The 15,505-nt window shown below is 61.0% G+C and carries 16 protein-coding genes and 1 tRNA gene; 2 read left to right on the top strand and 15 right to left on the bottom strand.

Annotated features, from left to right (window positions below; all coding sequences use genetic code 11):
* Positions 1-16: 16 nt before the first annotated feature.
* The 8 genes from ccoS to ccoN form a co-directional block, all read right to left on the bottom strand.
* Positions 17-187, bottom strand: a complete 171-nt coding sequence (gene ccoS / locus NKJ18_RS23015) for a cbb3-type cytochrome oxidase assembly protein CcoS (RefSeq protein ID WP_023835431.1) — start codon at positions 185-187, stop codon at positions 17-19.
* Positions 184-2,472 carry a heavy metal translocating P-type ATPase gene (locus NKJ18_RS23010; protein ID WP_352759775.1) on the bottom strand — a complete coding sequence of 763 codons (2,289 nt, stop codon included), beginning with the start codon at positions 2,470-2,472 and terminating at the stop codon, positions 184-186. Before NKJ18_RS23010 ends, ccoS begins: the two co-directional genes overlap by 4 nt.
* Complete coding sequence (locus tag NKJ18_RS23005) at positions 2,469-2,966, bottom strand: FixH family protein (protein WP_023673911.1); 498 nt, start codon at positions 2,964-2,966, stop codon at positions 2,469-2,471. Before NKJ18_RS23005 ends, NKJ18_RS23010 begins: the two co-directional genes overlap by 4 nt.
* A complete protein-coding gene (gene ccoG, locus NKJ18_RS23000; protein ID WP_352521926.1) occupies positions 2,963-4,522 on the bottom strand; it encodes a cytochrome c oxidase accessory protein CcoG in 1,560 nt (519 codons plus the stop codon). The genes NKJ18_RS23005 and ccoG overlap by 4 nt, the downstream gene beginning before the upstream one ends.
* Before the next feature lie 216 nt (positions 4,523-4,738).
* On the bottom strand, positions 4,739-5,602 hold the full coding sequence (gene ccoP / locus NKJ18_RS22995; protein WP_031239774.1) for a cytochrome-c oxidase, cbb3-type subunit III: 864 nt from the start codon (positions 5,600-5,602) through the stop codon (positions 4,739-4,741).
* A gap of 2 nt (positions 5,603-5,604) precedes the next feature.
* Positions 5,605-5,754, bottom strand: coding sequence for a CcoQ/FixQ family Cbb3-type cytochrome c oxidase assembly chaperone (locus NKJ18_RS22990; RefSeq protein ID WP_023673929.1), 150 nt, complete (start codon positions 5,752-5,754; stop codon positions 5,605-5,607).
* 12 nt (positions 5,755-5,766) lie between these two features.
* The gene (gene ccoO, locus NKJ18_RS22985) at positions 5,767-6,498 is read right to left on the bottom strand and encodes a cytochrome-c oxidase, cbb3-type subunit II (protein ID WP_031215651.1); all 732 of its coding nucleotides are present in this window, start codon (positions 6,496-6,498) and stop codon (positions 5,767-5,769) included.
* Positions 6,499-6,509: 11 nt separating this feature from the next.
* The gene (gene ccoN / locus NKJ18_RS22980) at positions 6,510-8,120 is read right to left on the bottom strand and encodes a cytochrome-c oxidase, cbb3-type subunit I (protein ID WP_352521927.1); all 1,611 of its coding nucleotides are present in this window, start codon (positions 8,118-8,120) and stop codon (positions 6,510-6,512) included.
* Positions 8,121-8,372: 252 nt separating this feature from the next.
* Between ccoN and NKJ18_RS22975 the strand changes: the two genes are divergently transcribed.
* Positions 8,373-8,789 carry a hemerythrin domain-containing protein gene (locus tag NKJ18_RS22975; RefSeq protein ID WP_023670842.1) on the top strand — a complete coding sequence of 139 codons (417 nt, stop codon included), beginning with the start codon at positions 8,373-8,375 and terminating at the stop codon, positions 8,787-8,789.
* Here the strand turns inward: NKJ18_RS22975 and NKJ18_RS22970 are convergent.
* Positions 8,786-9,514, bottom strand: coding sequence for a Crp/Fnr family transcriptional regulator (locus NKJ18_RS22970; protein WP_023729591.1), 729 nt, complete (start codon positions 9,512-9,514; stop codon positions 8,786-8,788). The genes NKJ18_RS22975 and NKJ18_RS22970 overlap by 4 nt on opposite strands.
* Positions 9,515-9,670: 156 nt before the next feature.
* Here NKJ18_RS22970 and hemN point away from each other — a divergent pair, with 156 nt between their 5' ends.
* Positions 9,671-11,020: an oxygen-independent coproporphyrinogen III oxidase gene (gene hemN / locus NKJ18_RS22965; protein WP_352521957.1), complete on the top strand. Its 1,350-nt coding sequence runs from the start codon at positions 9,671-9,673 to the stop codon at positions 11,018-11,020.
* 13 nt (positions 11,021-11,033) lie between these two features.
* Here hemN and NKJ18_RS22960 read toward each other — a convergent pair whose 3' ends face one another.
* From NKJ18_RS22960 to NKJ18_RS22935, 6 genes are all read right to left on the bottom strand, one after another.
* The gene (locus NKJ18_RS22960) at positions 11,034-11,168 is read right to left on the bottom strand and encodes a hypothetical protein (protein ID WP_023670845.1); all 135 of its coding nucleotides are present in this window, start codon (positions 11,166-11,168) and stop codon (positions 11,034-11,036) included.
* A 148-nt stretch (positions 11,169-11,316) separates the two neighbouring features.
* On the bottom strand, positions 11,317-11,589 hold the full coding sequence (locus NKJ18_RS22955) for a hypothetical protein (RefSeq protein WP_023670846.1): 273 nt from the start codon (positions 11,587-11,589) through the stop codon (positions 11,317-11,319).
* Between the two features lie 68 nt (positions 11,590-11,657).
* Complete coding sequence (gene adh, locus NKJ18_RS22950) at positions 11,658-13,175, bottom strand: aldehyde dehydrogenase (protein ID WP_352759828.1); 1,518 nt, start codon at positions 13,173-13,175, stop codon at positions 11,658-11,660.
* A 146-nt stretch (positions 13,176-13,321) separates the two neighbouring features.
* A complete protein-coding gene (locus tag NKJ18_RS22945) occupies positions 13,322-14,290 on the bottom strand; it encodes a helix-turn-helix domain-containing protein (protein WP_352759768.1) in 969 nt (322 codons plus the stop codon).
* A gap of 319 nt (positions 14,291-14,609) precedes the next feature.
* Positions 14,610-14,699 (bottom strand) — tRNA-Ser (locus NKJ18_RS22940).
* Between the two features lie 210 nt (positions 14,700-14,909).
* Positions 14,910-15,389 carry an MgtC/SapB family protein gene (locus NKJ18_RS22935; protein ID WP_027050850.1) on the bottom strand — a complete coding sequence of 160 codons (480 nt, stop codon included), beginning with the start codon at positions 15,387-15,389 and terminating at the stop codon, positions 14,910-14,912.
* Between the last annotated feature and the right edge of the window lie 116 nt (positions 15,390-15,505).

Below are 15,505 nucleotides of genomic sequence, written 5' to 3'. Positions count from 1 at the left end.
AGCGCTTTGATCTGAGTCACTTGGAGCGAGGAGCATTCTCCGCGCCATCGTCGCGGTCGATTAGAATGCGCTCCGCAGCGCCATCGAGATCATCGTACTGGCCGCTTCTCAACGCCCACAGGAACCCGCCCAGGCCTAGCGCGCCAAGGAAGAGGGCGACCGGGATGAGGTAGGCAAGGGTCGTCATGAGGATCGCGAGAATTCGTTGATGCCGGATCTTCTGGAGGTCCGAACCTCTTTCGCCGGCGAACCTGGCATGGAACGCCGCAAACGCATTGCATTGCCAATGACAAGCAGCGATGACGCCGACATGGCAATCGCCGCTATCAATGGCGTGACGTGCCCGAGAATGGCGATCGGCACGGCGACAGCATTGTAGACGATGGCGATCGCGATGTTCTGGCGGATCAGGTTTCCCGCGTTGCGCGAAACGTCCAGCGCCAGCGGAACCGCCATGAGGCTTTCGCGCAGGAAAACGAAGTCGGCTGCATTGCGGCCAATGTCGGCGGCGGTGGCCGGTGCGATCGAGACATGGGCCGCGCTCAGCGCCGGCGTGTCATTGAGGCCATCGCCGACCATCAAGACCTTATGCCCATCGCGTCTAAGGGACTCGATGCGTTCAACCTTGCCGGATGGCAGCAGACACGGAACGAAGTCGCCGACACCCAGCATTTTCGCAACATCCTGGCAGGCATGGGCGGTATCGCCTGACAGCATTTCCACCGCTATTCCAGCGTCGTTCAATTGCTGGACGGCAGCCCTGGCGTCGGCACGCAGCGCATCCTCGAAGGCGAAGGTAGCAACAATCAGCCCATTCCTGGTCAAAACCGTTCCGCCATAACCATGCTTGCCTTCGCCACCGGTCCGGGCTTTCCATCCCGCCCATCCGCGCCGACCCAGTCGCCAGGTGGTCCCGGCGTGGGTGGCTTCGATTCCGAACCCTGCATGCTCGCTGACGGTATCAAATGTGAGTTGCCCGCCAGAAGTGGCAAAACCGGAGATGGCCTTTGAAAACGGATGACGCGAATGTGCGGCCATGTTGGCCGCAATCATCAACATTGCCGGATCGATCGAGGCCGCGTTGACGAGCCGGGGCTGTCCGAGCGTGAGCGTGCCGGTCTTGTCGAACACAGCCGTATCAACCGTAGCCAGGCGCTCCATGGCCGACCCATCCTTGACCATGATGCCGTGGTCGAACAGGCGCCGCGCCGCGACCACCTGGACGATCGGCACGGCGAGGCCGAGCGCACATGGGCATGTGATGATCAGAACGGCAATAGCGATGGTGATCGCCCGGTGCCAGTCGCCAGTCACCGCCATCCAGCTTAGGAATGTCGCGAAGGCGGTGAGATGAACCACCGGGGCATAGAGCGCTGAAACACGATCGGCGATCCGGCGATAGTGGGCGCGACCGCCCTCCGCGGCTTCCATCAGCCGAACCATTTCTGCCAGGAACGAATCCTTCGCGGCGGCTGTGGCCTCTATCGTCAGCGGACCGGTAAGGTTGAGCACGCCGGCCTGCACGGTGTCTTCTGGCGCCACGCTTCTGGGCGTGCTCTCGCCGGAGACCAGGGAGCAGTCGACGTCGGATGTCCCACGCGCAATCCTGCCGTCGACGGGGATTCTTTCGCCGGCTGCAATAAGCAACTGCATCCCTGGTTCGATCTCGCCAACCGGCAAATAGTCGCTTGCGCCGTCGCCGCGCAACACCATGGCGCCGCGCGCGGCCAACTGCGACAGACTCTTCACCGCGGTGCGGGCGCGCTCGCGCATCACGTGATCGAGCGTGCGGCCGATCAACAGGAAGAACAGCAGCGATACCGACGCGTCGAAATAGGCGTGGTCGCCATGGGTGATCGTCTCATAGAGGCTCATGGCGTAGGCCAGCGACACGCCGACAGCGATCGGCACGTCCATGTTCATGCGGCCGTGGCGCAGCGCAGTCCACGCCGATTTCAAGAAGATCCCGCCGGCAAAGGCGAGGGCGGGAATGGCGATGAGCGCCGAGACCCAGTGGAACAAATCGCGCGTGGCGCCTTCGGCGCCGGACCAGACCGATACCGAGAGCAGCATGATGTTGCCCGCCGCAAAGCCGGCAACGGCGACGGCGCGGATGAGCTCCGATAACGTCCTGTCCTTCGCATCGGTGTCGGCTTCGAACAGATGTGCCTGGTAGCCCAGGCGCCCGAGCACTGCGACCAATGGTGGAACCTCATCGCCGCGCCACTGGACCGAGACCCGCTTCGTTGAAAGGTTGACGCGGGCGGCCTGGACGTGATTGAGCTTCCCCAACGCAGTCTCGATCATCTGGATGCAGGCGCCGCAGTGAACCGTCGGTACCGACAGGTCGGTCTGATGAAGGTCATCGCCCAGCGACCGGCTCGCCAGCCTGACCTCCTGGCTTGACGGCAGGACCGAAGCGGGGCTGACCAGATCCAGCGCCATTTCAGCGCCCGGCGCGCAGCAGCTCATTTCAGCACCCCTTGGGAAATCATGACCCTGCGCACGTCGCGATAAGGTCTTGCCAGGCCGGCATCGGCGTCTATTTCGATGATCCAGACACCATCCCTTGGCACGTGTTGTGCTGCAAACTCCTGGCCAGAGACCAGGGCGAGCGTGACGGACTCATCTTCTTTCTCGTAAGCGGGATGGCGAAACAGCACCTTCACGCCATGCAGGGAAACCGGTTTGCCCGCGGCGTCGATGATGCGATAGCGGACTTCGCCCCATGCGATGGTCAACTGGCCGGTCCAGCCAAGCGCTGCCTGCGCACGGCCTTCCTCGGCCTTCTTGTTGAATTGCTGGCTCGCCACATAGGTATTTTCGACGACAAGGCCGGTCCAGCTTGTGTTGGCAAGCGTCGCCATCGTGAGATTGACCGCGATGACCACGCCGAAAAAGGCAAGGATGGTGGCCAACATGTGCCTGCCGGTGAACTCGCGGGGATTTCGCGTGGTGGCGTTCATCTGGCGATCTCCGGCGAGTTGAAGGTGGCGGTGTATTCGTTGGACTCGAAGCTGACCTTGTCTTCGACCCGGAATGTGAAGGTCTGCGCCTGGCCATGAATCTGGTCGGCGGGCAGGCGCACGAAAACCTTCAACATCTTCAGCCGGTCGGGTTCGACCTGGACTGCAAAGGAGCGATCGGCGGGGAGATCGACGCCAACGATGCTCATCTCCGCGCCTGGCAAACCCCCGAGGGTGACGATAATCGTTCTCGGTTCGGGGATCATGTTCAAGAGCTTGACGGTATAGCCATTGCGGATCGAGCCGTCCGAGAGCGTCACGAATTGCGGGTTGCGGTCGTGCAGGACATTGATTTCGAGCCGGTCGCGCGTCAGCAGCGAAAAAAGCAGCCCCAGCCCGATCAGCGACCACATGGCCATGTAGACATAGGTTCGTGGCCGAAAGATCTTGCTGATATGGAAATGCGCCACCCTGTCCGAAAACAGGCCGTCATCCGTCCTGACCAGTGATGGGTTGACCGAGCTGGCGCCGCCGGCGGTGGCCAGGATCATGTTGGCGTTGTAGTCGGAGAGCGTCGCGTAGGAGATCAGTCCTCGCGCTTTGCCGAGCTTGTCCATGACGCCGTCACAGGCATCGATGCAGAGCGCGCAGGTGATGCATTCGAGTTGCTGACCGTCGCGTATGTCGATCCCCATCGGACAGACGGCGACACAGGCATTGCAGTCGACGCAATCGCCGACGGGATGCCCTGCAGCAAGAACCTTCTTGGCGTGACGGGTGCGCGGTTCGCCGCGCCAGTCATTGTAGGTGACGGTGAGCGAGCTCTCGTCGAGCATGGCTGCCTGGATGCGCGGCCAAGGGCACATATAGGTGCAGACCTGTTCGCGCATCAGCCCGCCAAACGTGTAGGTCGTCGCCGTCAGAACCGCGACGGTGATGTAGGCGACAGGCGCTGCCGTGCCGGTGAAGAGTTCGCCGAGCAGCGTCGGCGCATCGGCGAAATAGAAGATCCATGCGCCACCAGTCGCTGCGGCTATGACCAGCCAGATGACGTGTTTCGATGCCCGCAGCGCAAGCTTTCGAGTGGTCCAGGGACCGGCATCGAGCTTGATGCGTGCGTTGCGGTCGCCCTCGATCGCGCGCTCGACGACCAGGAACAGATCGACCCATACGGTCTGTGGGCATGTGTAGCCACACCAGGCACGGCCAACAGTCGACGTGATCAGGAAAAGACCGACGCCGGCCATGACCAGAAGGCCGGCGACATAGTAGAATTCCTGGGGCCATATCTCGATGAAGAAGAAATAGAAGCGCCGGTTGGCGACATCAAGCAGCACCGCCTGGTCGGGGGCAAACGGACCCCGATCCCAGCGCAGCCACGGTGTCAGATAGTAGATGCCCAGCGTGATCGCCATCACGATCCATTTAAATCGGCGAAAGCTGCCCGACGCCCGCTTCGGGAAGATCTTCCTGCGCGCGGCATACATTGGCTGGCGCACCTTGGCGGAGTTGACCGCCTCAGCCTTGAGCCGTTCTACCTGCGTATTGTCCAGCACTGGTTTCTCCCGTCGCGCAACTCGTGATTTCGCCAGGGTAAATGTCCTGGCTGGTGCAGTCAGGTCAGCGAAATGCAGCGTGGATCGGATTGTGCCGCCGACCGGATGGCGCCGCGTTGATGCAGGTCAATCGCGGGTACACGCAAACAGATCGAGGCCCGGCAGAGCCGGGCCTCGTCGCTTGGACGGTGAAGGGCAGGGAATAGGCCCCCGTTCCTATTCCCCACCGCCAAGCGAATGCACGTAAACCGCAAGTTCCTTGACCCTGGTTTCGCCCAGGCGCGCGCCCCAAGCCGGCATCACGCCCTGTTTCGGTGCGGTTACCTGGGCGGCGATGGCGGCTTCGCCCGATCCGTAGAGCCAGATGGCGTCGGTCAGATCAGGAGCGCCGAGTTCCTTGTTGCCCTTTGCATTGTCGCCATGACAGGCCACGCAGTTTTCGGCAAAGACCTTGGCGCCGGGCGCCACCAACACCTGATCGCTGACGGTTTGGGACAGGCTGGCAATATAGGCGCTGACCTGTTTGATCTGATCGGCAGTGATGATGTCGCCAAAGGCCGGCATTTCGGACAGGCGCGTATCCGGATCGGTAGCGAAGCGAATGCCATGTGTAACCGTCTGCTGGATCTGGTCCGCCTTGCCGCCCCACAGCCAGTCGTCGTCGTTGAGGTTGGGGAAGCCCTTGGAGCCCTGGGCGCCGGAACCATGGCACTGCACGCAATTGAGCTTGAACGCGGCACCGCCGGCGGCGACGGCGAATTCGCGCAGCGTGTCGTCCGCCGCGATCTCCGAAACACTTTTCGCTTCTATCGCGGCGACATATTTGCCCTTGGCTGCTTCAGCCTTGGACAACTCGTTCCCGACATCGTTGCGACTGGAATAGCCGAGCACACCCTTGGTTGCCGTGTGCAGCAGAGGCCATGCCGGATAGGCGATCGTGTACCCGATCGCCCAGACTATGGTGATGTAGAACGTCCAGACCCACCAGCGCGGAAGCGGGTTGTTGAGCTCCCGGATGCCGTCCCACTCATGACCCGTGGTTGAAACACCAGAGATTTCATCGATGTGCTCGTCGCTCATGATCACTCGTCCTCAAGGGGAATCCGGGCAGCTTCGTCGGCCAGCTTGCGGCTGCCGGGGCGCAGGGCAAAGATGATTGCGCCGACAAAAAACAGCGCCATGGCGACCAGACCCCAGCTGTCAGCGAACTCCCGCATCAAATTGTAATCCATGGACAAACCTCCTCAGCGGTAGCCGGCTGCTTCGTCGTAGTTCTTGAAATCGACCAACGTGCCGAGCATCTGGAGATAGGCGACCAGCGCGTCCATCTCGGTGACCTGTTGCGGGTTGCCGTCGAAGTCGCCGATCTTAGCCTTGGGGTAGCGGGCCTCGAGGCCGGATGTGTCGGCGTTGGGATCAGCCTGCGCCATCAAATCGGCATTGGCGTTGGCGATCATGTCGTCGGAGTAGGGGACGCCGACGCGCCTGTTGGCGACCAGATGCGTAGAGAAGTCCTTCACCGCGATCGGCTTGTCCTTCAGGAAGGCGTAGCTCGGCATGATCGATTCCGGCACCACGGACCGTGGATCTGTCAGGTGATCCACGTGCCACAGGTTGGAATAGCGGTCGCCGACGCGGGCGAGATCAGGTCCGGTGCGCTTCGATCCCCACTGGAAGGGGTGGTCGTACATCGACTCGGCCGCCAGGCTGTAGTGGCCGTAGCGCTCGACCTCGTCGCGGAACGGGCGGATCATCTGGCTGTGGCAGAGGTAGCAGCCCTCGCGGACATAGATGTTTCGACCAGCAAGTTCGAGCGGCGAGTAAGGCCGCATGCCTTCCACCTTCTCGATCGTATTATCGAGATAGAAGAGCGGTGCGATCTCGACGATACCGCCCACGGTGACCACGAGAAGCGAACCGATGAGCAGAAGCGTGGCGTTCTTCTCGATCAGCGCGTGTTTGTCCATCAAGCCCATTGTCTGGCTCCTTATTCGGCAGGCTGCAGGACGGGCAGGGCGCCCGGCATAGGTTCTTCTTCGCGCTGGTAGCCGAGGATGGTCATGGCGATGTTCCAGGCCATGAGCAGGGCGCCGGCCAGATACATGGCGCCGCCGATGGCACGCATGATGTAGTAAGGATGCATGGCTGCCACGGTTTCGGCGAAGGAGTAGACCAGGAAGCCCTGTTCGTCGTATTCGCGCCACATCAGGCCCTGCATGATGCCGGACACCCACATCACCGCGGCGTAGACAACGATGCCGAGCGTCGCCAGCCAGAAATGCCAGGTGACGAGCCTGAGCGAATAGAGGCGTTCACGGTTCCAGAGTCTCGGCACCATGAAGTAGATTGCGCCAAACGAGATCATGCCGACCCAGCCGAGTGCGCCGGAATGGACGTGGCCAATGGTCCAGTCGGTATAATGCGACAGCGAGTTGACCGTCTTGATCGACATCATCGGGCCTTCGAAGGTCGACATGCCGTAGAAGGCGATGGCCATCACCATCATGCGGATGATGGGATCGGTGCGCAGCTTGTCCCAGGCGCCCGACAGCGTCATCAGGCCGTTGATCATGCCGCCCCATGACGGCATCCACAGCATGATCGAGAACACCATGCCGAGCGTCTGCGCCCAATCGGGCAGGGCGGTGTAGTGCAGGTGATGGGGCCCGGCCCAGATGTAGAGGAAGATGATTGCCCAGAAATGGACGATCGACAGGCGGTAGGAATAGACCGGCCGGTTGGCCTGCTTGGGCACGAAATAATACATCATGCCGAGGAAGCCGGCTGTGAGGAAGAACCCGACGGCATTGTGGCCGTACCACCATTGCGTCAGGGCGTCCTGAACTCCGGAAAATGCAGAATAGCTCTTGGAGCCGAGAAAGGAGGCCGGCATCGATAGGTTGTTGATCACATGCAGCATCGCGATGGTCACGATAAAGGAAAGGTAGAACCAGTTGGCGACGTAGATGTGCGGTTCCTTGCGCTTCAGGATGGTGCCCAGAAACAGGATCAGGTAGGCGACCCAGACGATGGTCAGCCAGATGTCGACATACCATTCGGGTTCCGCATATTCGCGGCTCTCGGTGATGCCGAGCAGATAACCGGTCGCGGCCATGACGATGAAGAGCTGGTAGCCCCAGAACACGAACCAGGCGAGATCGCCACCGAACAGCCGGGCGCGGCATGTGCGTTGGACGACATAGAGAGACGTGCAAAGCAACGCGTTGCCGCCGAAGGCGAAGACGACGCCCGAGGTGTGCAGAGGCCGCAAGCGGCCGAAGTTGAACCAGGGCTGGATGTTGAGATCGGGATAGGCAAGCTGCAGCGCGATGACCACCCCGACCAGCATGCCAACCACACCCCAGAACATGGTGGCGATGGCGCCGTAGCGGATTGGACCATCCATGTAGGCGGACGGGTCGATCGGAGCGGCAGCTTCGAAACTCGTGTTGCGGAGGAGGATGGCGACAAAACTGAGCAGCACAAGAAACAGCACCCACATATGCTGCCGGAAGGGCTCGTCCACTCCGAAACCGGCGGCCACCAGGGCGGCAAAGGTAAAAAGGGCCAAAGCGAAGACTTGCGTGCCGAACTTCATGACCTGTCCCCGACTTCGGATTCCTGTGCGCGGACGTCAATCCGCCTGACACCAATCCAGCAGTCACGCGGCTGGCGCCTTGATCCATGTCAAAGCCATTTGATTTTGGATTGGGCAGCGTTGGATTTGCAAAGGATCGGGAGGCTGTCATTGAACAGGGAGAGGGAGCTGCGATCGTGGCTGTTCGAAACGAGCCGCGACAGATCGATGCCGATAGTTCGATCTGGCAGAGAAGCAGTCCCGGTTGCGCTCATGAAACGTGCGCATCTGGAAAAGCTGCAGCTCTGCGATGCCTTGGAAAAAATAGCCGACACCCTGCCCAGGGTCGATAGCCTGGCATGCCTGGCTGCGGCAAACGCGATCGTTCCGCTGTTGCGCAACATTCATCAATATGAGGAGACGGTGATCTTTCCGGCCTACGAGGCTGCTTTGACCGGCAGGGATGCCAACCTTGCTTCAACTCGTCGACTGCGCGCCGAACACGTCGAGGACGAATGCTTTGCCGGCGAGGTGACTGAAATCCTGCTGGCGATCGGCCATGGAGAGACGGTTGAGAACGCCGAGGCTGTCGGCTTCATGCTGCGCGGCTTCTTCGAAAGCTTGCGCCGGCATATCGCCTTCGAACGCGAGCACGTCTTGCCGATGATCGGGGTCGTCGATGGCGGTTAGGCGCCGGAGCGGCGTTCCAGCCGGCCCATATTGTCCACCGTCACGTGCCGATTATTGTCGATCCGGATCACGCTGTCTGTTCGCAGCCTGGTCAGTTGGCGGCTGACCGTCTCGATCGTCAAGCCGAGAAAATCGGCGATATCGGCGCGTGTCAAAGGCAGGTCGAAGGTCGTCGACTGCGCCGCCGGGTCCAGCGTGGGATCGATGTTCCTGGCGATCATCAGGAGAAAGCTCGCCACCTTTTCCGAAGCACTCTTGCGCCCGAGCGTCACCATCCAGTCGCGGGCTTCGTCGAGTTCGTTGAGCGCCTGTTTGAGCAGACGATGCTCGAGTTCCGGAGATTCCTTCATCATCCGCTCGATGGCGGCCTTTGGAAACGAACACACGGAAACCGCGGTTGCGGCTTCAGCGTTGATCGCGCTTTCCACCTTGAAGGGCCTGCCCAGAAAATCGGGGGCGAACTGGAGGCCGACAATCTGCTGGCGCCCGTCCGAAAGGCTCTTGGTCAGCTTCACAACGCCGGAAAGCACGTTCGAATAACTGTCGACGGTCTCGGCGTCGCCAATCAGTTCTGTGCCCGGTTCAACGGTATGCCTCGAGGAGGTCTTGGCCAGGCTTACCAATTGGTCGGGATCAAGCGCACCGCAAACGCCTCGGTGCCGTGCCTCGCAAGACTGGCAAAGCACTGGAATGCTGGAACTGTGAACGTCTTGGCGCACCGTCATCTTAATCGTCCGAGAGATTCCATCTGTCCGGAAGGTAGCATTGGCGGACAAAAGAACCTTGCGTCAGTTTGTCCGCGGGCGGCCTTGACCGAAATCAAGGCCGCTCGCGCCCAATGTGATCAGTATCGCGCCATGCAAAGGGGATCGGATAGCGACATGCGGCCAGAATTAGTAGCCAGGCTCGGTGAGAACGTTCCACGCTACACGAGCTACCCGACCGCGCCGCATTTCCATCCAGGCGTTGATGCTGCCGTTTGTCGTGGCTGGCTGCAAGCGCTCAACGAGGGCGACGAAATCTCGCTGTATCTGCACATCCCATACTGCGACAAGCTTTGCTGGTTCTGTGCCTGCCATACCAAGCAGACACGCCATTACGAACCGGTGAGGATCTATCTCCGCTCACTGCATGCCGAGATCGCTACCGTCGCCGGTCTTGTTGCAGGCAAAGGCCGTGTGCGTGCCGTCCATTTCGGCGGTGGTTCGCCGACGATGCTCAAGCCCGAAGATATGGTGGCGCTGGGAACCGCCCTGCGCAACAGCTTCGGCTTTCTTCCCGGCGCCACGATCAGCGTTGAAATCGAACCCAACGATATGGACGATGCCCGCCTCGATGCGCTTGCCGAAATCGGCATGACCCGTGCGAGCCTCGGCGTTCAGGATTTCGATCCGAAGGTGCAAAAGGCAATCAACCGCGAGCAGAGCTTTTTGCAGACCAAGTCTGTAGTCGACGGTGTTCGTTCGCGCGGGGTCGAGTCCGTGAATCTGGACCTGCTCTACGGCCTGCCGCACCAGACGAGGGAGAGCGTCTCCTCCACCGTCGCGCAGGCGCTGACCTTGGAACCCGACAGGATAGCGCTTTTTGGCTACGCCCATGTGCCGTGGTTCAAGAAACACCAGACGATGATCGACGAGGCCTGGTTGCCGGGTCCGGCGGAGCGCTTTGCCCAATCGCAGCTGGCAGCGCGGGCGATCGTGGACCAGGGATACGAAGCAATTGGGCTCGACCATTTCGCCAAGTCTAACGATGCGTTGGCCGTAGCGGCCCGAACCGGCACTCTGCACCGGAACTTTCAGGGCTATACCGAGGATCGCTGCGAGACATTGATCGGCCTCGGCCCGTCATCCATCGGCCAATTTCGGCAAGGCTATGCACAGAACATGCCATCGACCGCCGAGTATGGGCGCATGGTCGAAGACGGCGGGCTGGCCGCGGTCCGCGGTATCGCGCTTTCCCAGGACGACCGGGTTCGCGGCTGGATCATCGAGCGGCTGATGTGTGATTTCGCCTTCTCGGCGATCGAGCTGGTGGAGCGCTTTGGCGAAGCCGGCCAAAGTCTTCTCGGCAAGGCAAGTGCGACAGCCCTTCATGATCCTGCGCGGTTGCTCGAGCTTGATGGCGACAGTTTCGTCGTGCCGGCGGAAAGTCGGCCCTTTGTCAGAAGCATCGCGGCAAAGTTCGACAAATATTTCGAAACCGGCAAAGCCAGGCATTCGGCGGCGGTCTGAGCATTGGCTCCTGTCAGAAATGTTCGCCGGCCTTGAACGGGCCGATGCGGGTACCTGCCGCGATCAGGTAGGCGGTCGACCAGCCGATCAGCAAGAACCCGTTTACGCCCTCCAGCGCCGCCAGGACACGCCACGCATGGGCGGGCACGATGTCGCCGTAGTGGACGGTCGAAAAGGTAATGGTCGAAAAATAGAGCCCAGTTCGAAATCAGCGAAGATATCAAGCAACCGGTAGAGGCCAGCCCAGAGCCAGACATCCGCGGTCATAACGGCAAAGAGCCCCATCACCACGCTGATTATGGCGGCGATACGGCTGCGGCGTCCGTGCATGCGAAACCGCGCGACCAGGTGTCCCGTCGCGTGCGTGACGCGATCAGACCAAACGTGCGGATCAAAACCGTCAGACTTATGACGAGTGCGATGAGGAGATTGAGGATCATCGTTGGAAGGTAGAGATTGCAGCGGCGCCTTCCTTGCTCGGACTGATGGAACAGCACCGGACCGTGCTCGGCAACGATCTGCGCGATCAGTTCAAGGGCTGCCGGTGCCGCCGCGACCTTAGCCTGCATTGTGTTTTCCGATTTCCAGCCTGTGGCGCGGCCCCTCGCGGAGCCGCGCCTGTAAGTCAAAGCCGCGATCAGAAGAAGCCCAGCTTCTTCGGGCTGTAGCTGACCAGCATGTTCTTGGTCTGCTGGTAGTGGTCGAGCATCATCTTGTGCGTCTCACGGCCGATGCCGGACTGCTTGTAGCCGCCGAAGGCCGCATGCGCGGGGTAGGCGTGGTAGCAGTTGGTCCAGACGCGGCCAGCCTGGATCGCGCGGCCGAACCGGTAGGCGCGGTTGCTGTCGCGTGTCCAGACACCGGCGCCGAGGCCGTACAGCGTGTCGTTGGCGATTGCCAGCGCTTCGGCGTCATCCTTGAAGGTCGTGACCGAAACCACCGGCCCGAAGATCTCTTCCTGGAAGATGCGCATCTTGTTGTGGCCCTTAAACACCGTGGGCTGGACGTAGTAGCCGCCGGCCAGATCGCCGGGCAGGACGTTGCGCGCGCCACCGGTCAGCACTTCGGCGCCTTCCTGGCGGCCGATGTCGATGTAGGAAAGGATCTTTTCCATCTGCTCGGACGAGGCCTGGGCACCGATCATCGTCGCCGGATCCAGCGGATCGCCCTGCACGATGGCCTCGACGCGCTTCAGGGCACGCTCCATGAACCTGTCGTAGATCGATTCATGGATGAGCGCGCGGCTCGGACACGTGCAGACTTCGCCCTGGTTCAGCGCGAACATGACGAAGCCCTCGATCGCCTTGTCGAAGAAATCGTCGTCTTCGGCGACAACGTCCTTGAAGAAGATGTTGGGCGACTTGCCGCCCAGTTCCAGCGTGACGGGGATCAGGTTCTGGCTGGCATACTGCATGATCAGCCGGCCCGTCGTGGTTTCTCCGGTAAAGGCGATCTTGGCGATACGCGGCGAAGACGCGAGCGGCTTGCCGGCCTCGAGGCCGAAGCCGTTGACGATGTTGAGCACGCCTGGCGGCAACAGATCGCCGACTAGATCGGCCCACAGCAAGATGGCGGCCGGCGTCTGCTCGGCAGGTTTCAGGATGACGCAGTTTCCGGCGGCAAGGGCGGGCGCCAGCTTCCAGCAGGCCATCAGCAGCGGGAAGTTCCAGGGGATGATCTGGCCGACCACGCCGAGCGGCTCATGGAAATGGTAGGCGACGGTATCGTCGTCGATCTGCGAAAGGCTGCCTTCCTGGCCACGCAAGGCGCCGGCGAAATAGCGGAAATGGTCGATGGCCAAAGGCAGGTCGGCCGCGGTCGTTTCGCGGATCGGCTTGCCGTTGTCCCAGGTTTCGGCGCATGCGAGGAGATCGAGGTTTTCCTCCATGCGATCGGCGATGCGGTTGAGGATGAGCGATCGCTCGGCAACGCTGGTGCGCCCCCAGGCGTCTTTGGCGGCATGGGCCGCATCAAGAGCTGCCTCGATGTCCTGGGCATCAGAACGCGCCACTTCGCACAGCAGCTGACCGTTCACCGGCGAGAAGTTCTCGAAGTAACGGCCGGAGCGGGGCTCGGTCCATTTGCCGCCGATGAAATTGCCGTAGCGCTTGTCGAAGGGCGCCTTGACCGGGCGTGAGAATTCAACCTTGTTCATCATGTCTTCCTCCCAAAGCTGACGTCGCGGAATGCGACGCTTCAGAAAGAGACTTGCGATCTCCCACCGCTAATGCCAATGCGCCGGGGACAGTGTGCGGGCGGGATGTGTCGCACAATTGCGACAGTCATGCGACGTTTCGAAGGTCAGTGGGACCTGTGGACGTCCAGGCGGTTGAGCTTGCGGTGAAGCGTGGCGCGACTGATGCCGAGCACATGGGCCGCGGCCGAGACATTTCCGTCTGCCCGCGCCAGCGCGCGCTGCAGAACGCCGCGCTCCGCCTCGGCCAGTACTTCGGGGCCGCTCTCCGTCGAACCAAGCAGATCGGCCGCAGGCATCGGCTTGTCGAGACACAGTTGCGTAATTCCTAGCGCTAGGCGAGCCGAACGGGTCACGCCGACAACGAGGTCGTCCGCATCGACCGCGATCAGCGCGCCGGAACCCTTGTCAGGCACCGGCGCCAGCAGAATGCGCGCTTTGGGGAATGCCATCTTGAAGTTCTCCGCCTCGATCCGACGCGCCGCGTCGACCAGGGCCATGGAAATAAGGTTGGAGAAGACCTCGGTCAGATCAGCCCGGCAGGAAGATACGTCAAGCGCAGCGACAAGATCGCCCTGGTGGTCGTAGATCGGAGCCGTGGTGCAGCTCAGCCCGGTGTTGCGCGTGTGAAAATGCTGATCACGGTGGATCGTCAGGACGCGCTGTTCCACAAGACAGGTGCCGATACCATTGGTGCCCTCGCTCTGTTCGTTCCAGACGGAGCCGGTCCACAAACCCCAAGAATGAAACGTCTCATCATCCACAGGCGCACCGCGTCGTTCGACCGGCACGCCGTCACGATCGGCAAGAAGGACGCAGCACCCGACGCCGCCCACCGCAAGATAAAGCCTGTCCAGGCTTAATTGAGCGGCCCGGACAAGCGGCTCGATGCGTTGCCGGGCCTGTCCCAATTCCGTCTCTGTCAGATAGCGTGGAGGGCTGCAATCGGTCGGATCGAGCCGGTGCAGATTGGAAGACCGTCGCCAGGAAGCGACCAGCGCGGACTTCGCCGCCGCGTCCGAGGCGATTGCGGCCTGAACGCGGTCGGCATGATGACCGGATAGATCCTCACCCATGCTTATCCTCCCAAACCTGATTTCTTCCCTCCCGAATTGACCGGTCTGCCGTTCGATCAGCACATAGTCAATTCGTCGAAAGAAGAAGGGCGTCCTTGGCCGATCAATGGCTGTCGCATCGAGAAAGCCTAGCAACAGAATGCAGCGCGTTCATTGATCAGGAACAAAGTTCGCTTGCGAGGACTCGTTCTTGCCGGCGGACCGCTCGGTGAGGCGTGCGGCGGCGAAAACTGGTCAGAAATTGTTTGGTGGGCTTGATGGCGGGTCTTAGCGCAACGGCAACATAACTATCTGTTTTTCAATAACTTATTTGAAGTAGTGGCGGAGGGAGTGGGATTCGAACCCACGGTGGGCTTGCACCCACGCCGGTTTTCAAGACCGGTGCCTTAAACCGCTCGGCCATCCCTCCAACGTGACTTTTCAATCATCTAGGAACATCAACCGACCCAGTGAACGACAGTTGGTATCGAATGATACCTATCCTTCCGGACCAGCTTGCGGTTCATTTCTCTAGAGCGTTGCCCATCGCCAAGTCAACCATCGGCGCTGCCATGGATAATAGGGGGTGGCGTTCGTTACCCGAACGGAGCTGCGAACCCGTTTTCGAAGGAGCCGGGATCTAATTGCGATCCTTGCTGCCGACCTGCACAAGTTGCAGAAGACCCAGCACGACAAGTGCGAGCAAGGTAGCCAAAGCCGCGATCTGCCAGAACCCGAGCCCAACCGCCAGGCCTATGGCGCCTGCCAGCCACATGCCCGCCCCAGTGGTAAGCCCTTGAACCTCGCCCTTGGAGAAGAAGATCAAGCCCGCGGCCAGAAATGCCACGCCGGCAGTCGTGGCTTCGATCAAGCGGATAGGATCAATGGCGATTTCCTGACCATCGAAGACGTGAAGATGAGTAATCTCGATCGTGAGGATGGCAATTAGAGCCGTCGCAACACAGACCAGGATGTGTGTCCTCAATCCGGCCGGTCGGTTACGCCATTCGCGTTCGATCCCAACGATGGAGCCAAGGACGGCCGCGAGCAAAAGCCTGGCTGAAATTACGGAAAAGGGCAGCCACGTCTGTTGCCCGAAACGTTCAATGAATTCATCCATGAGGCGCAGAACGTATCTCGGGTCGGTCGGTTCCAGGCAGCCGCGCTTCATGCCACAGGTTCACTTCCAGACTCCAAAGGACAGAGGTCTCGGATGCCTCCTCACAGGCGCCCGGC

The sequence above is a fragment of the Mesorhizobium sp. M0217 genome, from assembly GCF_040321955.1.
In the GTDB taxonomy this organism is placed as follows: domain Bacteria; phylum Pseudomonadota; class Alphaproteobacteria; order Rhizobiales; family Rhizobiaceae; genus Mesorhizobium.
Note: the sequence above shows the minus strand (reverse complement) of the source record. Positions and strands in the feature narration are given on the sequence as shown.